The organism is Propionivibrio soli (genome assembly GCF_025770765.1).
Lineage (GTDB): Bacteria > Pseudomonadota > Gammaproteobacteria > Burkholderiales > Rhodocyclaceae > Propionivibrio > Propionivibrio soli.
Window position 1 is genome coordinate 132,870 of the sequence record NZ_JANZKY010000011.1, and the last position, 16,242, is coordinate 149,111.

Consider the following 16,242-nt stretch of genomic DNA (forward strand, 5'->3'; position numbering starts at 1 on the left):
TCTTGGGCGGCGGACCGGCAAAGACGACGATGCGGCGAAAAGTGTACCATAGCGGCTTGCCGGGCCTTCGGCGCGGTGTTTGCCCACCTTCTCGGCTCGCTGCGTCAATGTATGTAGCGCGAGCGGAGCCGGCTTCGGCCGTTTCCGAAACCCGATCCACACCAACAAGAACCCGCAATGGCACTCCCCTACGAATTGATGATCGGCCTGCGTTACACGCGGGCCAAACGCCGAAACCACTTCATCTCGTTCATTTCCCTGATATCGATGTGCGGTATCGGCCTCGGCGTTGCCGCGCTGATCGTCGTGCTTTCCGTCATGAACGGTTTTCAGACCGAGCTGCGCAGCCGCATCCTGGCGGTTGTTTCCCACGTCCAGATCAGCGGTGCCAACGGCGAGATGGCCGGATGGGAAAGCGTCGCCGCACAGTCCACCCAGCAGCCCGGCGTGCTCGCCGCCGCCCCGTTCATTCAGGCGCAGGGAATGCTTTCCTTCGGGCCGTCGGTGCGTGGGGCGATGGTGCGCGGCGTGCTTCCTGATCTCGAAGACAAGGTGGCCGATTTCCGCCCGCACATGAAGGAAGGCAGCCTCGAGAGCCTGGCGCCCGATTCGTTCAACATTGTGCTCGGCATCGAACTGGCCCGTGCGCTCGGCGTCTTCGTGGGCGACAAGGTCACACTGATTGCCCCGCAAGGCATCGTTACGCCAGCGGGCGTCGTGCCGCGCCTGAAAACGTTCACGGTGAGCGGCGTTTTCGAGGTCGGCATGTTCGAATACGACAGCGGTCTGGCATTGATCCGCATGGAAGACGCGCAGCGCCTCTATCGCATGGATGACCGAGTTTCGGGCGTTCGGCTCAAACTTGCCGACCTGTTCCAGGCGCCGACGATCGTGCGTCAGTTGGCCGCCCGGCTCGACGTGCCTGCGTACATCAGCGACTGGTCGCGCAGCCACGCCAACTTCTTCCGCGCCGTACAGATCGAAAAGAACATGATGTTCATCATCCTTTCGTTGATCGTCGCGGTGGCCGCGTTCAATATCGTATCGACGCTCGTGATGGCGGTGACTGACAAGCAGGCGGATATCGCGATCTTGCGCACGCTGGGGGCGACGCCGCGCAGCATCATGGCCGTGTTCATGGTGCAGGGCGCGCTGATCGGCTTCATCGGTCTCGGACTCGGGGTGCTCGGTGGAGTAACGCTGGCGCTCAACGTCGATGTCGTTGTGCCTTTCATCGAGCGCGTCCTCGGTACACAGCTGATGTCGAAAGAGGTCTATTACATTTCCAGCCTGCCGTCGGAACTGCAATGGCGGGACGTCACCACGATCACCGCGGTTTCGTTCGCGCTGTCGTTGCTGGCGACGATTTACCCAAGCTGGCGCGCATCGCGCGTCAATCCGGCGGAGGCCTTGCGTTATGAGTGATGAAACGAAAATCGTCCTGTCCTGCCAGGGGCTTAAGAAAACCTACCGTCAAGGCTCGGGTGCCGGCGAAGTACCGGTGCTGCTTGGGGTCGACCTGCAAATCAAGGCCGGCGAGCGGGTGTCGGTGATTGGCGCATCCGGGTCAGGCAAGAGCACGCTGCTGCATCTCCTTGGTGGCCTGGATTCGGTCACGGAAGGAAGCATAGAACTCATGGGGCGGGACATGGCGGCCGTCGGCGATGCCGAGCGTAGCCTGCTGCGCAATCGCCATCTCGGCTTCGTCTATCAGTTCCATCACCTGTTGCCTGAATTCACGGCACTGGATAACGTCGCCATGCCGCTTTATATCCGGCGTACGCCGAAGGCCGAAGCGCAGGAGCGGGCGGCTGCCGTGTTGGCCGACGTGGGGCTGGCGCATCGTCTCGATCACCGGCCGTCCGAGCTGTCTGGGGGCGAACGTCAGCGCGCGGCCATTGCCCGCGCTCTGGTTACCGAGCCGGCCTGCGTTCTCGCCGATGAGCCGACCGGCAATCTTGACCGGCATACGGCGGAGAGCGTCTTCGAGCTCATGCTGGCTCTGAACCGCTCGCGGCAGACGAGCTTCGTGATCGTTACGCACGACCCGGGGTTGGCCGCGCGTGCTGATCGCATCATGACCTTGCTCGATGGGAAGTTCGCCGACGCGATGTGAGGCCCCCGGGCGCAGCCGGCGGAGGGCGATTAAGCAGCGGTCGCGTTGATTTCTGCGATGACGTTCTGGAGCGCGGGTAGCTGAGCCGGGCAAACCTTCTCGGCGAGAGCCCGTATAGCTACGAGACAAACCTCGACATCGCGCACCGATTTGCACGCATGGACCTGTCCGGCGATCGCTTCTGACTGGGTGCCGAAACTATCGACGGCAAAGTCGGTAAGCAGGAATTTCGCTTCGGAAAGGATGATTTCCGGATCAAGGCCAATCGGGCTTCCTGCCGCGGGTAAGGCGGCAGGCTGAGCAGGGAGAGCGGAGGCCGCTGACGCAGGTGGCGGTATGGGAACTTTGCCGTTGGAGCCGATAAACCCTTCCCGAATTAACGCGCCAATTTCTGTCAGCGCTTCGTCGCCCTGAAAAACGACCTTTCCAAGAAGATCGCCGAGCGTTTTCGGCTTATCGAGCAATATCAAGACGCTACGCCGCTTCATGTGCAGCTTGTACGTCCTGTGTTTGACCTCTTCTTCACCTTTTGGGGTGATGTACAGAGTCGCCGACAAGTCCATGTTTACCTCATTTGTTAAGACGGCAAGATCCGCCAAGCAAAACCAAGGTAGCTAAACGCTTACAACCTGAACCGCGAAATCGACTTGCCGAGGATATCGGCTGTTTTTCCGAGTTTTTTCACCGAACGCTGCACGGCTGCAAGATCTTCCTCGCTGCGGGATTCCGTGTACGTCCTGGCGATGTCGTCGAAACCCCGTACCTGATCGGAAAGCGTCTGCGCGTTTTCCTGGATCGCCGAGGTGAGATTGATCAGCTTCATCTGCATAACCTTCAACGAAGCCATCATGCTCGAGCTGTCTTCCTTAGCAACGGGGATGTCGATGCCCAGGTCGCCGCTGGCGATCTTGCGCATGCTGTCGGCGGCATCCTTAGGTTCGCCGCCCAGCTGCTTGAGGATCGAATTACGCATACGCCAGATCAGGATCGACAGTATGGCCAGCAGAGCGGCTCCAACGGCCAGAAACACGCGGGACTGCTGCCAGAAGCGTTCGTCGATGTCGTCAATGTAGAAGCCGATGCCAGGCATCCAACCCCACGGCTCGAACTTCACAACACCGTTCAGTTTCGGGAACTGCTGATCCTTGTTCGCCGCACCGGGCTTGGGGGTTTTGAGCTCGAGGAAGCCCTTGTTGTCGCGGCTTTGGGCGAGCGCTTCGCGGTAAGCCTGTACGGCGGTCCGGCCATCCGGCAGCTTGCCGCCGTCGTCCGGCTTGCCCATGCGGCTGGCGATAGGGTGCAGGACGAAGTAATCGTCCGTCAGCGTGCGAATGAAAAAGTAGTTGTTGGCGCCCTGCTTTTGCGCACCGATGGCTTCCTTGGCTCGTGTTTGAGCCTCTTCGCGAGAAAGCTTGCCTGAGGTTTCCAGGCCGTAGTAGTACTTGAGTTGCGAGTCGGCGAAATCGAGCAGTTGCGTGATTTGAGCGCGGCGCTCCTCCATCAGGCCCTGCCGCAGACTATAGAGACCGAAGGTCCCCATTCCGAGGAGGCCTGCCAGCGAGGCCAGAATGATAATCAGAACCCGGGTCTTCAGACGCATACGATTCTCCCCAATTGGTACGTAATTATTCTCGTCGCACCGCGCGCCAAAATCTTCGCTGGCGGCACTGCAGCAGGGTGAGCTTAACCCCGCTCCAGCCGATGCGCAATCGAAGGTCCGACTGAATGAACTATATCCTCCGTCATATGCAATTGGTCAATGTATCGAGAATGTAAATTCTTGCTAAAATCAGCCGTCATTGCCCACCCCGCTTTGTTGCGAGTGGTTCTCGGTCTTGCTCTGCCCCGGGAGTCGAATCATGCCGGCAAATCTCCTCGATCAGTTACGCCAGATGACCGTTGTTGTCGCGGATACAGGCGACATCGAGTCGATCGAGGCGTTCGCTCCTCGCGACGCTACCACCAACCCCTCACTGATCACCGCCGCCGCCCAGATGCCGCAGTATCAGAGCATCGTGGACGAAACCCTGCGCCAGGCAAAGGAATTGTGCGGACCGGAAGCGCCGGCCTCCGCAATCGTCTCGGCGGCCTTTGACCGGCTCGCGGTCTCTTTCGGTCTGCGTATCCTCAAGGTCATTTCAGGTCGCGTTTCGACCGAGGTGGATGCTCGCTTGTCCTACGATACCGGCGCGACGATTGCCAAGGCACGCCAGTTGATCGGGTTATACGAGGCCGCGGGCGTGTCCCGGGAGCGTGTTCTGATCAAGATCGCCGCTACCTGGGAAGGGATTCAAGCGGCGGCGATTCTGGAAAAGGAAGGCATCCACTGCAATTTGACCTTGCTGTTTGGCTTGCATCAGGCGGTGGCCTGCGCTGAAGCGGGTGTAACGCTGATCTCGCCTTTTGTAGGCCGCATTCTCGATTGGTACAAAAAGGAGACTGGCCGCGCTTCGTATCTGCCCGAAGAAGATCCGGGCGTACTTTCCGTTACCGCGATCTATACTTACTACAAGAAGTTCGGCTATGAGACGGAGGTGATGGGCGCCAGCTTCCGCAACATTGGCGAGATCGTCGGATTGGCCGGCTGCGATCTGCTCACGATATCTCCGTCGCTGCTTGCCGAATTGCGGGCGAGCGAAGGTGTTTTGGAACGCAAGCTGGCCGCGGAGAAGGCCGCGTGCGCATCCGTCGAAAGGATTTCGATGGACAAAGCGATGTTTGAGCAGATGCACGCGGCGGACCGGATGGCAACGGAGAAGCTCGACGAAGGGATCGCGGGTTTCACCAAGGCGCTCGAAACGCTTGAAGCCCTTCTGGCCGCGCGGCTAACGTCGATTTGACGCGTCCGCCGACGGGAAAGAGCTGGACGAACAGAGGGCCGGGGAGGGCTCCGGGGTCAGGGAAAGGCGGGGAACCGCCTTTCCCTGATTTCTTTTGCGCATCGCCTTTGCAGTCACATTCCCACTAGAGCGGTTTCAGGGACATTTGGTGCTACCCGTCGCTTGATGGACAATGCCGGATTCATCGACGCGGCGCTTTATCCAAAAAACTGAAGGGGCGACCAGCGACCGAACAGGGGGCCGGCTTTCATGCGTCTTTCCATTCTTGCGTTCGCCTGCGGGGTTGGCTGGCTGCAGGCGCAAGGCGTATTGCCTCCGCCGCTCCTTATTGCCCTAGCCGCTCTATTTGGTTGCGTCGGGCTTGCCCTGACCTTCTCGAAATACCGCTGGCTGGCGGGCATTGGCATTGTGGTGGGATGGGGGTTGCTCGGTTTTTCCTGGGCGGGCTGGTTCGCGCACTCGCGTATGGCTAACCACCTTTCCGAGGCATGGGAAGGGAAGGATGTCATGGTTACCGGAGTCGTCGCGGCTTTGCCGCAACGCTTCGAGCGCGGGGAGCGCTTTCTTTTCGATGTCGAATCTGTCGAGCCTCTCGATGCCGTCGTTCCCGCTCGCGTGCTGTTGTCGTGGTATCACGGCTGGGACGAAGTGGATGAGACCGATGCCTCCTCGTTCCCGGGAGCAGTACGTCCCGGCGAGCGCTGGCGTTTTACCGTGCGTCTAAAGCGGCCCCACGGAAATGCCAACCCATACGCCTTCGACTACGAGGCGTGGTTGCTCGAACGCAATATCCGGGCAACCGGCACGATCCGCGCGCGCGGTATGGCGGAGAATCTTGGCACCACGAGCTGGCAGCCGGGCTATGTCTTGGAACGGGTGCGTGATCGAGTGCGCGAGCGTTTCATTTCAGCGATGCCTGACGCGCCTTACGTCGGTGTGCTGACCGCCCTCGCGATTGGCGACCAACGCTCGATCCCGAGCGCGCAGTGGCAGCTCTTCAATCGTTCGGGCATCACGCACCTCGTCAGCATCTCCGGGTTGCACGTGACGATGGTCGCGGCACTGTTCGCCTGGCTGGTCAACGTCACATGGCGACGCAGCGAGCGGCTCATGCTGCGGTTGCCTGCGCAGAAGGCGGCTGTGGCGGGAGGATGGTGCGCAGCTCTTGCCTATGCGTTGCTGGCCGGATTCGAAATACCGGCGCAACGGACGGTTTACATACTCAGCGTCGTGGCCTTGACGCTGTGGTCGGGACGGCATTTCGGTGTCGGGCGAACATTGCTGCTCGCTCTGTTTGTCGTGCTCGCGCTAGATCCCTGGGCTGTTCTGGCGACCGGGTTCTGGCTATCCTTCGGAGCCGTGGCGGTACTCCTGTTCGTCGGCGCAACGCAGGTCGGCGAAGCGCGCGGATGGCGTCCCTTAGTCTACCGGTGGGGCGCAGCGCAGTGGGCGGTGACGATTGGCAGCCTGCCGCTGCTCTTGCTCTTCTTCCAGCAGTTCTCGCTGGTTTCGCCGCTCGCCAACGCGGTCGCCATTCCGCTCGTCAGTTTCGCCGTTACGCCGTTGTCCCTGGCCTTCGCAGTGATTCCATGGTCGCCGTTGCTGCACGCTGCCCATGCACTGTTTGCGATGCTCGCCACATTTCTCGAATGGCTGTCAGTGTGGCCGGTGTGGCAGCAGGCCGCGCCACCGTGGTGGGCGATCGGCATGGCCACGATCGGAATTGCTTGGGCTTTGTTGCCCAAGGGTTTTCCCGCGCGCTGGCTCGGGCTTTGTCTGGTATCCCCCGCGCTGTTCCTTTCGCCTCCGAGGCCTTCGGCAGGTGAGGCGTGGGTGGATGTCCTCGACGTCGGTCAAGGGCTTTCGGTCCTTGTGCGCACTACAGAGCACACGTTGCTCTATGACACGGGGCCGACCTATGGCCCGGGTGCCGACGCCGGCCAGCGGGTGGTTGTTCCATACTTACGAGCCATCGGCGTGCGGCGGCTCGATGCGCTCATGGTTTCGCATCGGGATAAGGATCATGCGGGAGGTTTGGCCGCCGTACGAGAAACCGTAGGCGCAGACCGTATCGTGTCGTCGATCCCCAACTTGGGCGATCGGTGCATCGCGGGAGACGAATGGGATTGGGATGGCGTTCGTTTCACGGTTCTGCATCCGACGACGGGCGATTTTGACGACGTAAGGCCGGCCTCACTTCGTGCCGGCAATGGAATGAGTTGTGTATTGAAAGTTGCGTCAAAGGGCGGCAGCATCCTGCTCACGGCCGACATCGAGGCAGAAGAGGAAAGGGCACTCATTCGCCGTGCGACGGCCTTGCTGCGTACGGACGTCTTGCTGGTGCCTCACCACGGCGGCCGGGGATCGTCCTCGCCTGAGTTCATCGAGGCGGTGCGACCGAAAGACGTCATATTCTCCGCCGGCTACCGGAATGCGTTTAACCATCCGCGCCCCGAAGTGGTGAAGCGTTACGCAGCGGGTCGGCGTTGGCGAACTGATCTTGAAGGATTGGTGCGGGTCACGCTCCCCGCCTCTCAGGGAGAAACCGCGGAGGTGTCCGCTTGGCGGCACGCCCGCCCGCATTACTGGCATGGGGGATGAATCCCCGGCAAGTAGCGATAATCTCTCAAAATTGAAGACTGTGCCCCCCCAAACAGCGGACGCCCTAGCGCTAGACGTACCGGCAGCCGCACCCCATGTTTCGACCCAGCCGTGTTGCCGGTTCGAGCGAAACGGAACAGAATGGCATCGTCAGTCCGGCCATGGCTTCTCTATGCGTCAAGCATTGAATCGGGTGTTCGCCGTACGTCTTGCCAGGAAAGTTTCGTCCTGTTTGGGGGCGCTATCGATCGCTGCCGGTATGGCCTGCGCCGCCGCGATGCCGGCGTCTGCCGCTGAGACGGTTATCCGGTACTTCCCGGTCGGGTCGATCTACGAATACCGCTGGCGTCTGCTCCAACTGGCACTCGAACATACAGTCTCCACCGACGGACCCTTCCGCCTCGTCCCGCACGACGAGGACATCACCCAAAATCGAGCCGTCTTTCTTCTGCAGAAGAAAGACCTAGGCGTTATTGCGTTGGGAACGAACGAAGAACGCGAGGCAAGACTGCGACCGGTGCGCGTCGATATCCTGCGCGGCATCGTCGGCTTCAGGCTTCTGCTTATACGTTCCGCCGATCAGGCGAAGTTCGCCCGCCTGGACGAAACAGGGCTACGCGGCAACGTGACGTTTGGGCTCAACAGCCAATGGGCCGACCTGGCGATCATGCAAAAGAACGGCTACGCCGTCGTTACCTCGACGGGGCACGAAAACCTGTTTGAAATGCTTGCGGCGGGGCGTTTCGACGCGTTTCCGCGTGGCCTTAACGAAGCCCAGCGTGAGCTCGACGAACACAAGGCGCAGTTTCCACAGTTGACCATCGAGCGTACCAAGGCACTGTTCTTCCCTTATCCGGTTTATTTCTGGGTCAACAAGGACAATGCGGCTCTGGCGGCGAGAATAGAGCGCGGCCTCAACATGGCGCTGGCCGATGGCTCGTTCCGTAAGCTTTTCGAGAGCTGGCACGCCGCCGAGATCGCGACGATGAAAAAGGAAAGGCGCCGGGTTGTGCGCCTCGATAATCCTATTCTTCCGGCCGGGCTGCCGCCGCCCGACACGGGATGGTGGTGGTCGCCCGGCGATAACTGAGCAGCGCGAGACATGAGGCGGGCGCCGGGGCTTCCGGTGTCCGAAGAGGCCGTACAACGGCAGGTTGGGGAAATCGATGCGACGACGACAAACGTTGGCCCGACGGCTGTTCTACACCATGCTGCCGTGGTACCTCGCGCTCGCGATCTCGGTGACCGCGCTCCAGCTCGTCATCCAGTATTTCTCCGTGACCGCCGCGATCTCGCAGGACTTGGAATCGTTGGGGAAGACGGTGCTGCCGGGTGTCACCGAGGCGGTATGGACGCTCGATTCGACCCACCTCGACTTTGTGGCCGACGGGATAAGAAAGAATGCGATCGTCACCGGTTTGCTCGTCCTCGACGAGTCGGGTGCCGAGTTGGTCGCGAAGGGGGAACTACCAGCCCGCAACGCCGAAGGCGAGTGGCTTGCTATCGTCCGGCGAGAAGTCGTTTTCCCGCTCGTACGCCAGGTCGTGACTCGCAACGAAACGGTCGGGCAGATGATTCTCTATTCCAACGCCACCGTCCTTTGGTCGCGGCTGAAATACGGTTTTCTCATCGTTCTGTTCAACTCGGTCGTCGTCACTGCCGGCTTATGGTGGATGTTCTCCTGGGCGACCCGGCGTCGCCTCTCAGATAGCGTTACCGCAGCGGCGGAAGTCGTATCGCGATGGGAGTACGGAGAGGGCGACGCGCATACCGAGAAGATCGTTTATCCCTATTCGGATGAACTCGGCGAATTGATTCGTGCGCTGAACGACAGCGAGACGCAGCGTGTTGAGGCGATCCTGAGGCTGAATGCGACGAATGAGAATCTGGAACGCCTTGTGGCCGAGCGAACCACCGAATTGCGACAAGCGAAGGAGGCGGCCGAGGCGGCGACGCAGGCCAAGAGCCAGTTCCTCGCCAATATGAGCCACGAGATACGCAGCCCGATCAATGCCATCCTCGGCATGCTGTATTTGGCGCTCCGCCCGGGCCTAACGCCGGCCTTGCACAATTATTTGTCGAAAGCGCAGAGCGCGGCGCACTCGCTGTTGGGACTCATCAACGATATTCTGGATTTTTCCAAGATCGAGGCAGGGAGGCTCGACATCGAGAAAGTCGAGTTCAGTCTCGACACCGTGCTGGAACGGCTCGCCGACGTCATCGGCAACCAGATCGGGCGCAAACCGGTTGAATTCCTCATCCGTTATGACCCGTCGATTCCGTCAACCCTGATCGGCGATCCGCTGCGCTTCGGGCAGGTGCTGCTCAACCTGTGCGGCAATGCCGTCAAGTTCACCGAGCAGGGCGAGGTCGAACTCGCGTTTCGCGCCACCGACGCCACGGATTCCGCCCTCACGCTCGAAGTCAGCGTCCGCGACTCCGGCCTCGGCATGACGCCGGACGTGCAAGAAAAACTCTTCCAGAAATTCACGCAAGCCGATCAATCGACGACGCGCCGATTCGGCGGTACCGGGCTCGGTCTCGCGATCAGCAAGCAACTCGTCGAACTCATGGGTGGCCGCATCTGGGTCGAGCGTTCCGAACCGGACAAAGGAACGACTATTTGTTTCACGGTACGCCTTGAGGTCGCCGGGCAGAAGCCGAGGCAGCAACTTGCCGAGCAGGTCGGCCCGCTGCTGCAGGACATCCGCGTTCTCGTCGTCGATGACAACGCCGTATCGCGCGGCATCATGGCCGAGATACTCGGTTACTTCAAACTCGACGTGTCGGTCGCGGCGGATGGCGAGGGTGCGCTTGCTGCGCTGAAGGGCGGCAGCGGCAAACCCTTCGACCTTGTTCTCATGGACTGGCGCATGCCGGGCATGAACGGCGATGAAGCCGTACGGCGCATTCACGGCGATCCTTCCATAAAAACACAGCCGAAGATCGTCATGGTCACGGCGTACGGCCGCGAGGATGTGATGCACCTTGCCGAGCAGGCGGGGGTGGATGGCTTCCTTGTCAAACCGGTGTCGCCATCGACTTTGCTCGACACGATTCTCTCCGTGCTCGGGCGCGGCCGCGTATTTTCCGAGAGCCGGCGGAAAGAAGGTTTCCTGCCCGGTTTTTCGACCTCTGGTCAGTTGGCGGGCACACGCCTTCTGCTCGTCGAGGACAACGACATCAACCGCGAATTCGCCTACGAATTGCTCAGTGCCGAGGGCATCGAGGTGGACGAAGCGGTCAATGGCGAGGACGCCGTCGCGAAAGTACGCGAAAAACCGTACGACGCGGTCCTCATGGATATCCAGATGCCGGTGATGGATGGCCTGGAGGCGGCACGTCGCATTCGCGCCATGGCGGGAGAGCCCGGGGGCGAACGTTTCGCGCGCTTGCCGATCATCGCCATGACCGCGCTGGCGATGGCTCAGGACGCCGAAAAAAGTGTCGCCGCCGGGATGAACGACCACGTGACGAAACCCATCGCGCCGGACCGGCTGCTCGCTTCGTTGTTACGGCACGTGCAGTTGCCGCAGGGTACGCCGCCTACGATCGGTATCTCCGCGCCCGCTCGCGTGGCGGATGCGGTGCCCGACGAACTGCTCAGTCTTGCGAGCATCGACGCGGCCGACGGCATTCGCCGCATTGGTGGCCGAGTGGAGGCCTATCGCAAGCAGCTGCGCCGGTTTCGTGAGCATTACACCACGGCGGCCGACGAATTGCGGGCGAGGATTTCGGCGGGCCAGCTCGACGAGGCGCGCGAGTATTGCCACGCGCTCAAGGGCGTCACGGGCAATATCGGGGCGGTCGACCTGCATGCGGAGGTGAGCCGCCTCGATGATGTGCTGAAAGCCGGCCAACCTGTCGGCGAAGCGGTACTCGCAGCAATTGCGGCCAGCCTGACACGGGTGATCGACGAGATTGCCGAACTCGGCGATCCGGCGCAGACCAGGCACGCGGCCGCACCAGCCACGCCTTTACCCGCGGTGGCCATCGTCGGCAGACTGAACAGCCTGCAACACGCGCTCGAATACGATCTGGGCGCCGCCGAGCAATTGCTTGCCGACCTGAAGAGCGGAGTCGCGGACGACGCGTCGGAAAGCGCCCTGGCCGAAATCGCGGCCAAGCTCGACGTTTTCGCGATTGACGAAGCCGTCGCTCTCGTCGACGCACTGCGCACACGTTTCGCCTCCATCGCCTCAAGCACCGAGGAAACTCACGAGACTCAATCATGACCACGCCACGCAAGGAACGGCCACGGGTGCTCATCGTCGATGACGTTAATGAGAACCTGCACACGTTGATGAGTATTTTGCGCGACGACTACGCCATCATGGCGGCGTCGAGCGGCGAGCGTGCCATCGAGATGGCGCGGCGAACGCCGCCACCGGACCTGATCCTGCTAGACATCATGATGCCGGGGATGGACGGTTATTCGACGCTCGCGCACCTCAAAGCCGACCCGAAGACGACAGATATTCCGGTCATTTTTGTCAGTTCCCTAGCCGAAGTCGACGACGAAGCGCACGGGCTGAAACTCGGCGTAGCCGATTTCATCACCAAACCAATCAATCCCGCGCTCTTGAAGCTCAGGCTGAGTGCGCAACTCGAACTGCGTACCTACCGGAACCGGGTGGCGGCGCTCGCCGCGGATACGCGGGTGCCGTCGTCGCGGCCTCCCACGCTGCTCGTCGTTGATGACGTTCCCGAGAACATCCATGAGTTGCTCGAGGCGCTCAAGGACGAGTACCGGATCATGGTCGCCAACTCCGGGCCGAAAGCCCTGGAGGCCGTGCAGGGTGCAGTCGTTCCGGATCTGATTCTTCTCGATGTGATGATGCCCGACATCGACGGTTACGAGACGTGCCGCCGGATCAAGGCGACGCCGGCCGGTAGCCGCATTCCGGTCATCTTCGTCACGGTGGTCGATGCCACAAAGGATAAGTTGCGCGGTTTCGAAGTCGGCGCGGCGGATTACATCACCAAGCCGTTCGATATCGACGAGGTGCGAGCGCGGGTCCGTACACACCTCGAACTCAGTCGCCTGCGGCTTCACCTCGAACAGGTGGTCGCGCAGCGTACGGCGTTACTGGAAAAGAGCGAGGAAAAGTACCGCGTGCTCGCTGACTACTCCCCGAACTGGGAGTACTGGCTGGCGCCAGATGGCCACTACATGTATGTGTCGACGGCGTGCTCGACGATCTCCGGCTATGCCCCGGAGGACTTCTTTGCCGATCCAGAACTGATGGAAAAGATTCTGCATCCGGAATCACTGGAAACCTGGAAACGCCACGGCCCGAAAGCCGACCGGCTTGATGCGCAGGCACACGTCATGTGCATTCGTGCCAAGGATGGCAGCGAGCGCTGGATCGAGCATGTGGCGAAAGCCGTGTTCAACAGCTCCGGCCAGCCGTTCGGCGTGCGTGGTTCGTATTGCGACATCACCCAATTGCGCCATGCCGAGCAGGCCGTCGATTTCCTGACGCATCGCGATGCGCTCACCGGCTTGCCGAACCGCGCCCTGTTCGCCGAGCTGCTGGAGCAGGCGATCAAGCATGCCGGGTACGGGCAGCTCGAATTGTCGCTGCTCGTTGTCGACATCGATAACTTCAAGATCATCAACGAGACGCTGGGCCACAACGCCGGCGACCAAGTGCTTGTGGAAACGGCGCGCCGCTTGCGCGAACTGCTTCCCGGGGTCGACGCCATCGCGCGCGTCGGTGGGGACGAGTTCAACATCATCGTCGAGCGCCATATCAACGATCCTGGTGCCGATCTCGTCGCCCAGCGCGTGATCGACACCTTGTCGCAGCCGTACGACCTGAATGGCAATTCGGTATATGCGGGAGCTTGCGTGGGCGTGGCGATGTATCCGTTCGACGGAGCCGATGCCGAAACGTTGTTGCGTTCCGCGGAAGCCGCGTTTCACTGGGCGAAGGAGCAGGGGCGCGGCGTGCTGCGCTTCTTTTCGCCGGAGATTACTGTTCACGCCAGGGACCGCCTGGCGCTGGAGGCCGATTTGCGCCGGGCTCTGCGAAGCGACGACGAACTGGTGCTGCACTATCAGCCGCAGGTCAACCTGCGGAGCGGCGAGATCGTCGGTGTCGAAGCCCTTGTACGTTGGCGGCATCCGCGCCGTGGCATGGTCTCGCCCGGCGAGTTCATTCCGCTGGCCGAGGAGTGCGGCTTGATCGTCGAACTGGGCGTGAAAGTCGTAGAAACCGCGTGCCGCCAGGTCAGCGCCTGGCGTGGCAAGGGGCTCGTGCCCCCGCGTACGGCGGTCAATATCTCGGCGATTCAGCTCAGTCAGGGCGACCTGTTCGCCTCCGTGAAGCAATCGCTGGATGCAAGCGGCGTGCCGCCGGAACTAATCGAGCTCGAGATCACCGAAAGCTTCGTGATGAACGATCCGGAGCGCGCTCTGCAAACGATCGCCGACTTGCGGAAGCTCGGTGTTGCCCTGGCCATCGACGATTTTGGGACGGGTTACTCCTCGCTGACCTATCTGCACCGCTTCAAGGTCCACCGCTTGAAGATCGACATGTCGTTCGTCCATGACATGATGGTCAACCGGGGAAACCGGGCCATCGTTCAGGCCGTGATCGCGCTTGGGCACGGCTTCGGGCTCGAGGTTGTCGCAGAAGGCGTGGAAACGGCCGATCAAGAGAACGAGCTTCGAACCATGGGCTGCGATATCGCTCAGGGATACCTCGTTGCCAGGCCCATGCCGGCCGAGGAGCTGGCGAACTTTCTGCTGACGGCACGCCAAGCCGCCACGCACTGAATGAATCGGAGCACGTAATGGACGTTTCTTCGCCGGAATGCCGGGAAAAATATGTTCTCTGCGTGTCGCCGTCCGGGTTGCATCGCATGGCCTATACCGAGTGGGGCGATGCCGGGAACCCGCGCGTCCTCATCTGCTTGCACGGTTTGGCACGCAATGGACACGACTTCGATGATGTTGCGCGGGCAACGGCGGGCGATTACCGCGTCGTATGCCCCGACCTCGTCGGGCGCGGAAAAAGCGGCCGCCTTGCCGACCCGGCGGCGTATCGCCCCGAGCAGTACGTGTCCGACATGCTCGTTCTTCTCGCGCGGCTCGACGTCGAGGGCGTCAATTGGCTCGGAACCTCGCTTGGCGGCGTAATCGGCCTTGTCTTGGCCAGCCTGCATGACACGCCGATCCGCCGTTTGCTGCTTAATGACGTGGGGCCGGAAATCCACCCGGCCGCAATGCACAGGATTGCCGATTACCTCGGTCGTGCGCCTTCGTTCGCGAACATTGACGAGGCGGAAAAGTACGTACGCCTGGTTGGCGCTCCTTTCGGCAACCTTACCGATGCCCAATGGCGGCGACTGACCGAGACCAACCTGCGCGCGCTTCCCGGCGGGCGCTTTGAAATGCTCTACGACCCGAGAATCGCCGAGCCTTTCCGCGACTCAGCCGCCGAGGAGGTCGACCTGTGGCGTTACTACGATCGCATCCGTTGCCCGACCCTTGTGTTGCGCGGAGCCCAATCGGACCTGCTCACCATTGAGACGGCACAGGCCATGACGCAGCGTGGCCCGCGAGCGCGGGTGATCGAGATCGCCGATGTCGGACATGCTCCGGTGCTGATGGACGAGGCGCAGATTCAGATCGTGCGGGATTTCTTCAACGTCGCCGGCTGAGCATTGGCCCGCGCTCAGCCGTATTGCGGGAGAAAGCTCGAAAACTCGGCGAGGAAGCGACCGATGACCTCGCTTTCATCGTCTGGCAAGGCGTAGCCCGGCTTTCGGCAATAGGCGCTGGCGATGATGCCGCGGCGTTGCAGCAGCGTCTTTTCAACCTGGATGATGTATTCGGCCCGGCTCATCCAGCGGCGGATGTAAGGTAGCAAAGCGCTGTGCAACTCGCTGGCGCTTTTGTGATCGCCTGCCAGCCAGCGCGCGTAGATGGCGGAGTAGATCTCGCCGAATGAGCACCCCGGCATTACGCCCTTGCCTCCCACCCCGAGCATGTCAAGCATATAGAGGCCCGCGTAACCGTTCATGACCACGGCTTCCGGCACCAATGACAGGAATTGCTGCGTGTAACCGACGGGGGGGTTACATTCGATCTTGAACACGGCATGCGGGTAGCGCGCGGCGATCTCGGCCATCTTCTCCGGCGTGACGGGCAAACCGGTTTCCGTCGGAGCGTATTGGACGAAAACCGGGATCGAGACGGCGTCGAGGACAGCGAAGACATGATCGAGAATCTGCCCGGTCGACGGGGCGAGGAAAAACGGTGGCAACAGCATCAGCGCGTCGACTCCAGAGTCCTGATAATCGCGTGCGCGGCGTACCGCGAGCTCGGTTGCGTGGTCGGTGATTGAAAGAACTCGGTAGACGCCGCAGCCGGCGAGTCCGCCCAGAAAGCGCTGCGCCAGCCGCTCTTTTTCCGCTTCGGCCAGCTTGTGGAATTCGCTGGCGATACCGAACAAGGTGGCGCCATTGATGCCGCTGCGGGCCATGAAATCCAGAACCCGGTCAAACCCCGGATAGTCGACCGATCCGTCGTCCTTGAAGGGCATCGCGACGATCGCGTTGACGCCGTGAATGGCCGTTTTCTGCATAGAACTATCTCCAATTTATCGAGCGTGCCGCCGGCGTTCTGGTGGCCGACCACGTCGGTGTGCATAGAGTAAAGGATTGGTGCGCCGA

Annotated in this window: 11 protein-coding genes; 8 read left to right on the forward strand and 3 right to left on the reverse strand. The window is 61.3% G+C overall.

Going from position 1 to position 16,242, the window contains the following annotated elements; all coding sequences use genetic code 11:
• The first annotated feature begins 177 nt into the window (after positions 1-177).
• Both NZ453_RS14215 and lolD read left to right on the forward strand, forming a co-directional pair.
• A complete protein-coding gene (locus NZ453_RS14215; RefSeq protein WP_263771327.1) occupies positions 178-1,425 on the forward strand; it encodes a lipoprotein-releasing ABC transporter permease subunit in 1,248 nt (415 codons plus the stop codon).
• The gene (gene lolD / locus NZ453_RS14220) at positions 1,418-2,116 is read left to right on the forward strand and encodes a lipoprotein-releasing ABC transporter ATP-binding protein LolD (RefSeq protein WP_263771328.1); all 699 of its coding nucleotides are present in this window, start codon (positions 1,418-1,420) and stop codon (positions 2,114-2,116) included. Before NZ453_RS14215 ends, lolD begins: the two co-directional genes overlap by 8 nt.
• A gap of 29 nt (positions 2,117-2,145) precedes the next feature.
• On the opposite strand, the gene NZ453_RS14225 is transcribed toward lolD, so the two are convergent.
• Complete coding sequence (locus NZ453_RS14225; RefSeq protein ID WP_263771330.1) at positions 2,146-2,679, reverse strand: hypothetical protein; 534 nt, start codon at positions 2,677-2,679, stop codon at positions 2,146-2,148.
• A 59-nt stretch (positions 2,680-2,738) separates the two neighbouring features.
• Positions 2,739-3,716 carry a cache domain-containing protein gene (locus tag NZ453_RS14230; protein WP_263771331.1) on the reverse strand — a complete coding sequence of 326 codons (978 nt, stop codon included), beginning with the start codon at positions 3,714-3,716 and terminating at the stop codon, positions 2,739-2,741.
• A 259-nt stretch (positions 3,717-3,975) separates the two neighbouring features.
• Between NZ453_RS14230 and NZ453_RS14235 the strand changes: the two genes are divergently transcribed.
• The 6 genes from NZ453_RS14235 (at position 3,976) to NZ453_RS14260 (ending at position 15,228) form a co-directional block, all read left to right on the forward strand.
• Positions 3,976-4,956, forward strand: coding sequence for a transaldolase (locus tag NZ453_RS14235; RefSeq protein ID WP_263771333.1), 981 nt, complete (start codon positions 3,976-3,978; stop codon positions 4,954-4,956).
• Positions 4,957-5,205: 249 nt separating this feature from the next.
• Positions 5,206-7,557, forward strand: a complete 2,352-nt coding sequence (locus tag NZ453_RS14240) for a DNA internalization-related competence protein ComEC/Rec2 (RefSeq protein ID WP_263771334.1) — start codon at positions 5,206-5,208, stop codon at positions 7,555-7,557.
• Between the two features lie 172 nt (positions 7,558-7,729).
• On the forward strand, positions 7,730-8,647 hold the full coding sequence (locus NZ453_RS14245; protein ID WP_263771335.1) for a substrate-binding periplasmic protein: 918 nt from the start codon (positions 7,730-7,732) through the stop codon (positions 8,645-8,647).
• Positions 8,648-8,723: 76 nt separating this feature from the next.
• Positions 8,724-11,792, forward strand: a complete 3,069-nt coding sequence (locus NZ453_RS14250) for a hybrid sensor histidine kinase/response regulator (RefSeq protein ID WP_263771336.1) — start codon at positions 8,724-8,726, stop codon at positions 11,790-11,792.
• Entirely contained in the window at positions 11,789-14,341 is a 2,553-nt protein-coding gene (locus tag NZ453_RS14255) for an EAL domain-containing protein (protein WP_263771337.1), read from the forward strand. Before NZ453_RS14250 ends, NZ453_RS14255 begins: the two co-directional genes overlap by 4 nt.
• Before the next feature lie 17 nt (positions 14,342-14,358).
• Positions 14,359-15,228, forward strand: a complete 870-nt coding sequence (locus NZ453_RS14260) for an alpha/beta fold hydrolase (protein WP_263771338.1) — start codon at positions 14,359-14,361, stop codon at positions 15,226-15,228.
• Between the two features lie 14 nt (positions 15,229-15,242).
• Here the strand turns inward: NZ453_RS14260 and NZ453_RS14265 are convergent, their stop codons facing one another.
• On the reverse strand, positions 15,243-16,154 hold the full coding sequence (locus tag NZ453_RS14265) for a dihydrodipicolinate synthase family protein (protein WP_263771339.1): 912 nt from the start codon (positions 16,152-16,154) through the stop codon (positions 15,243-15,245).
• Positions 16,155-16,242 lie beyond the last annotated feature (88 nt).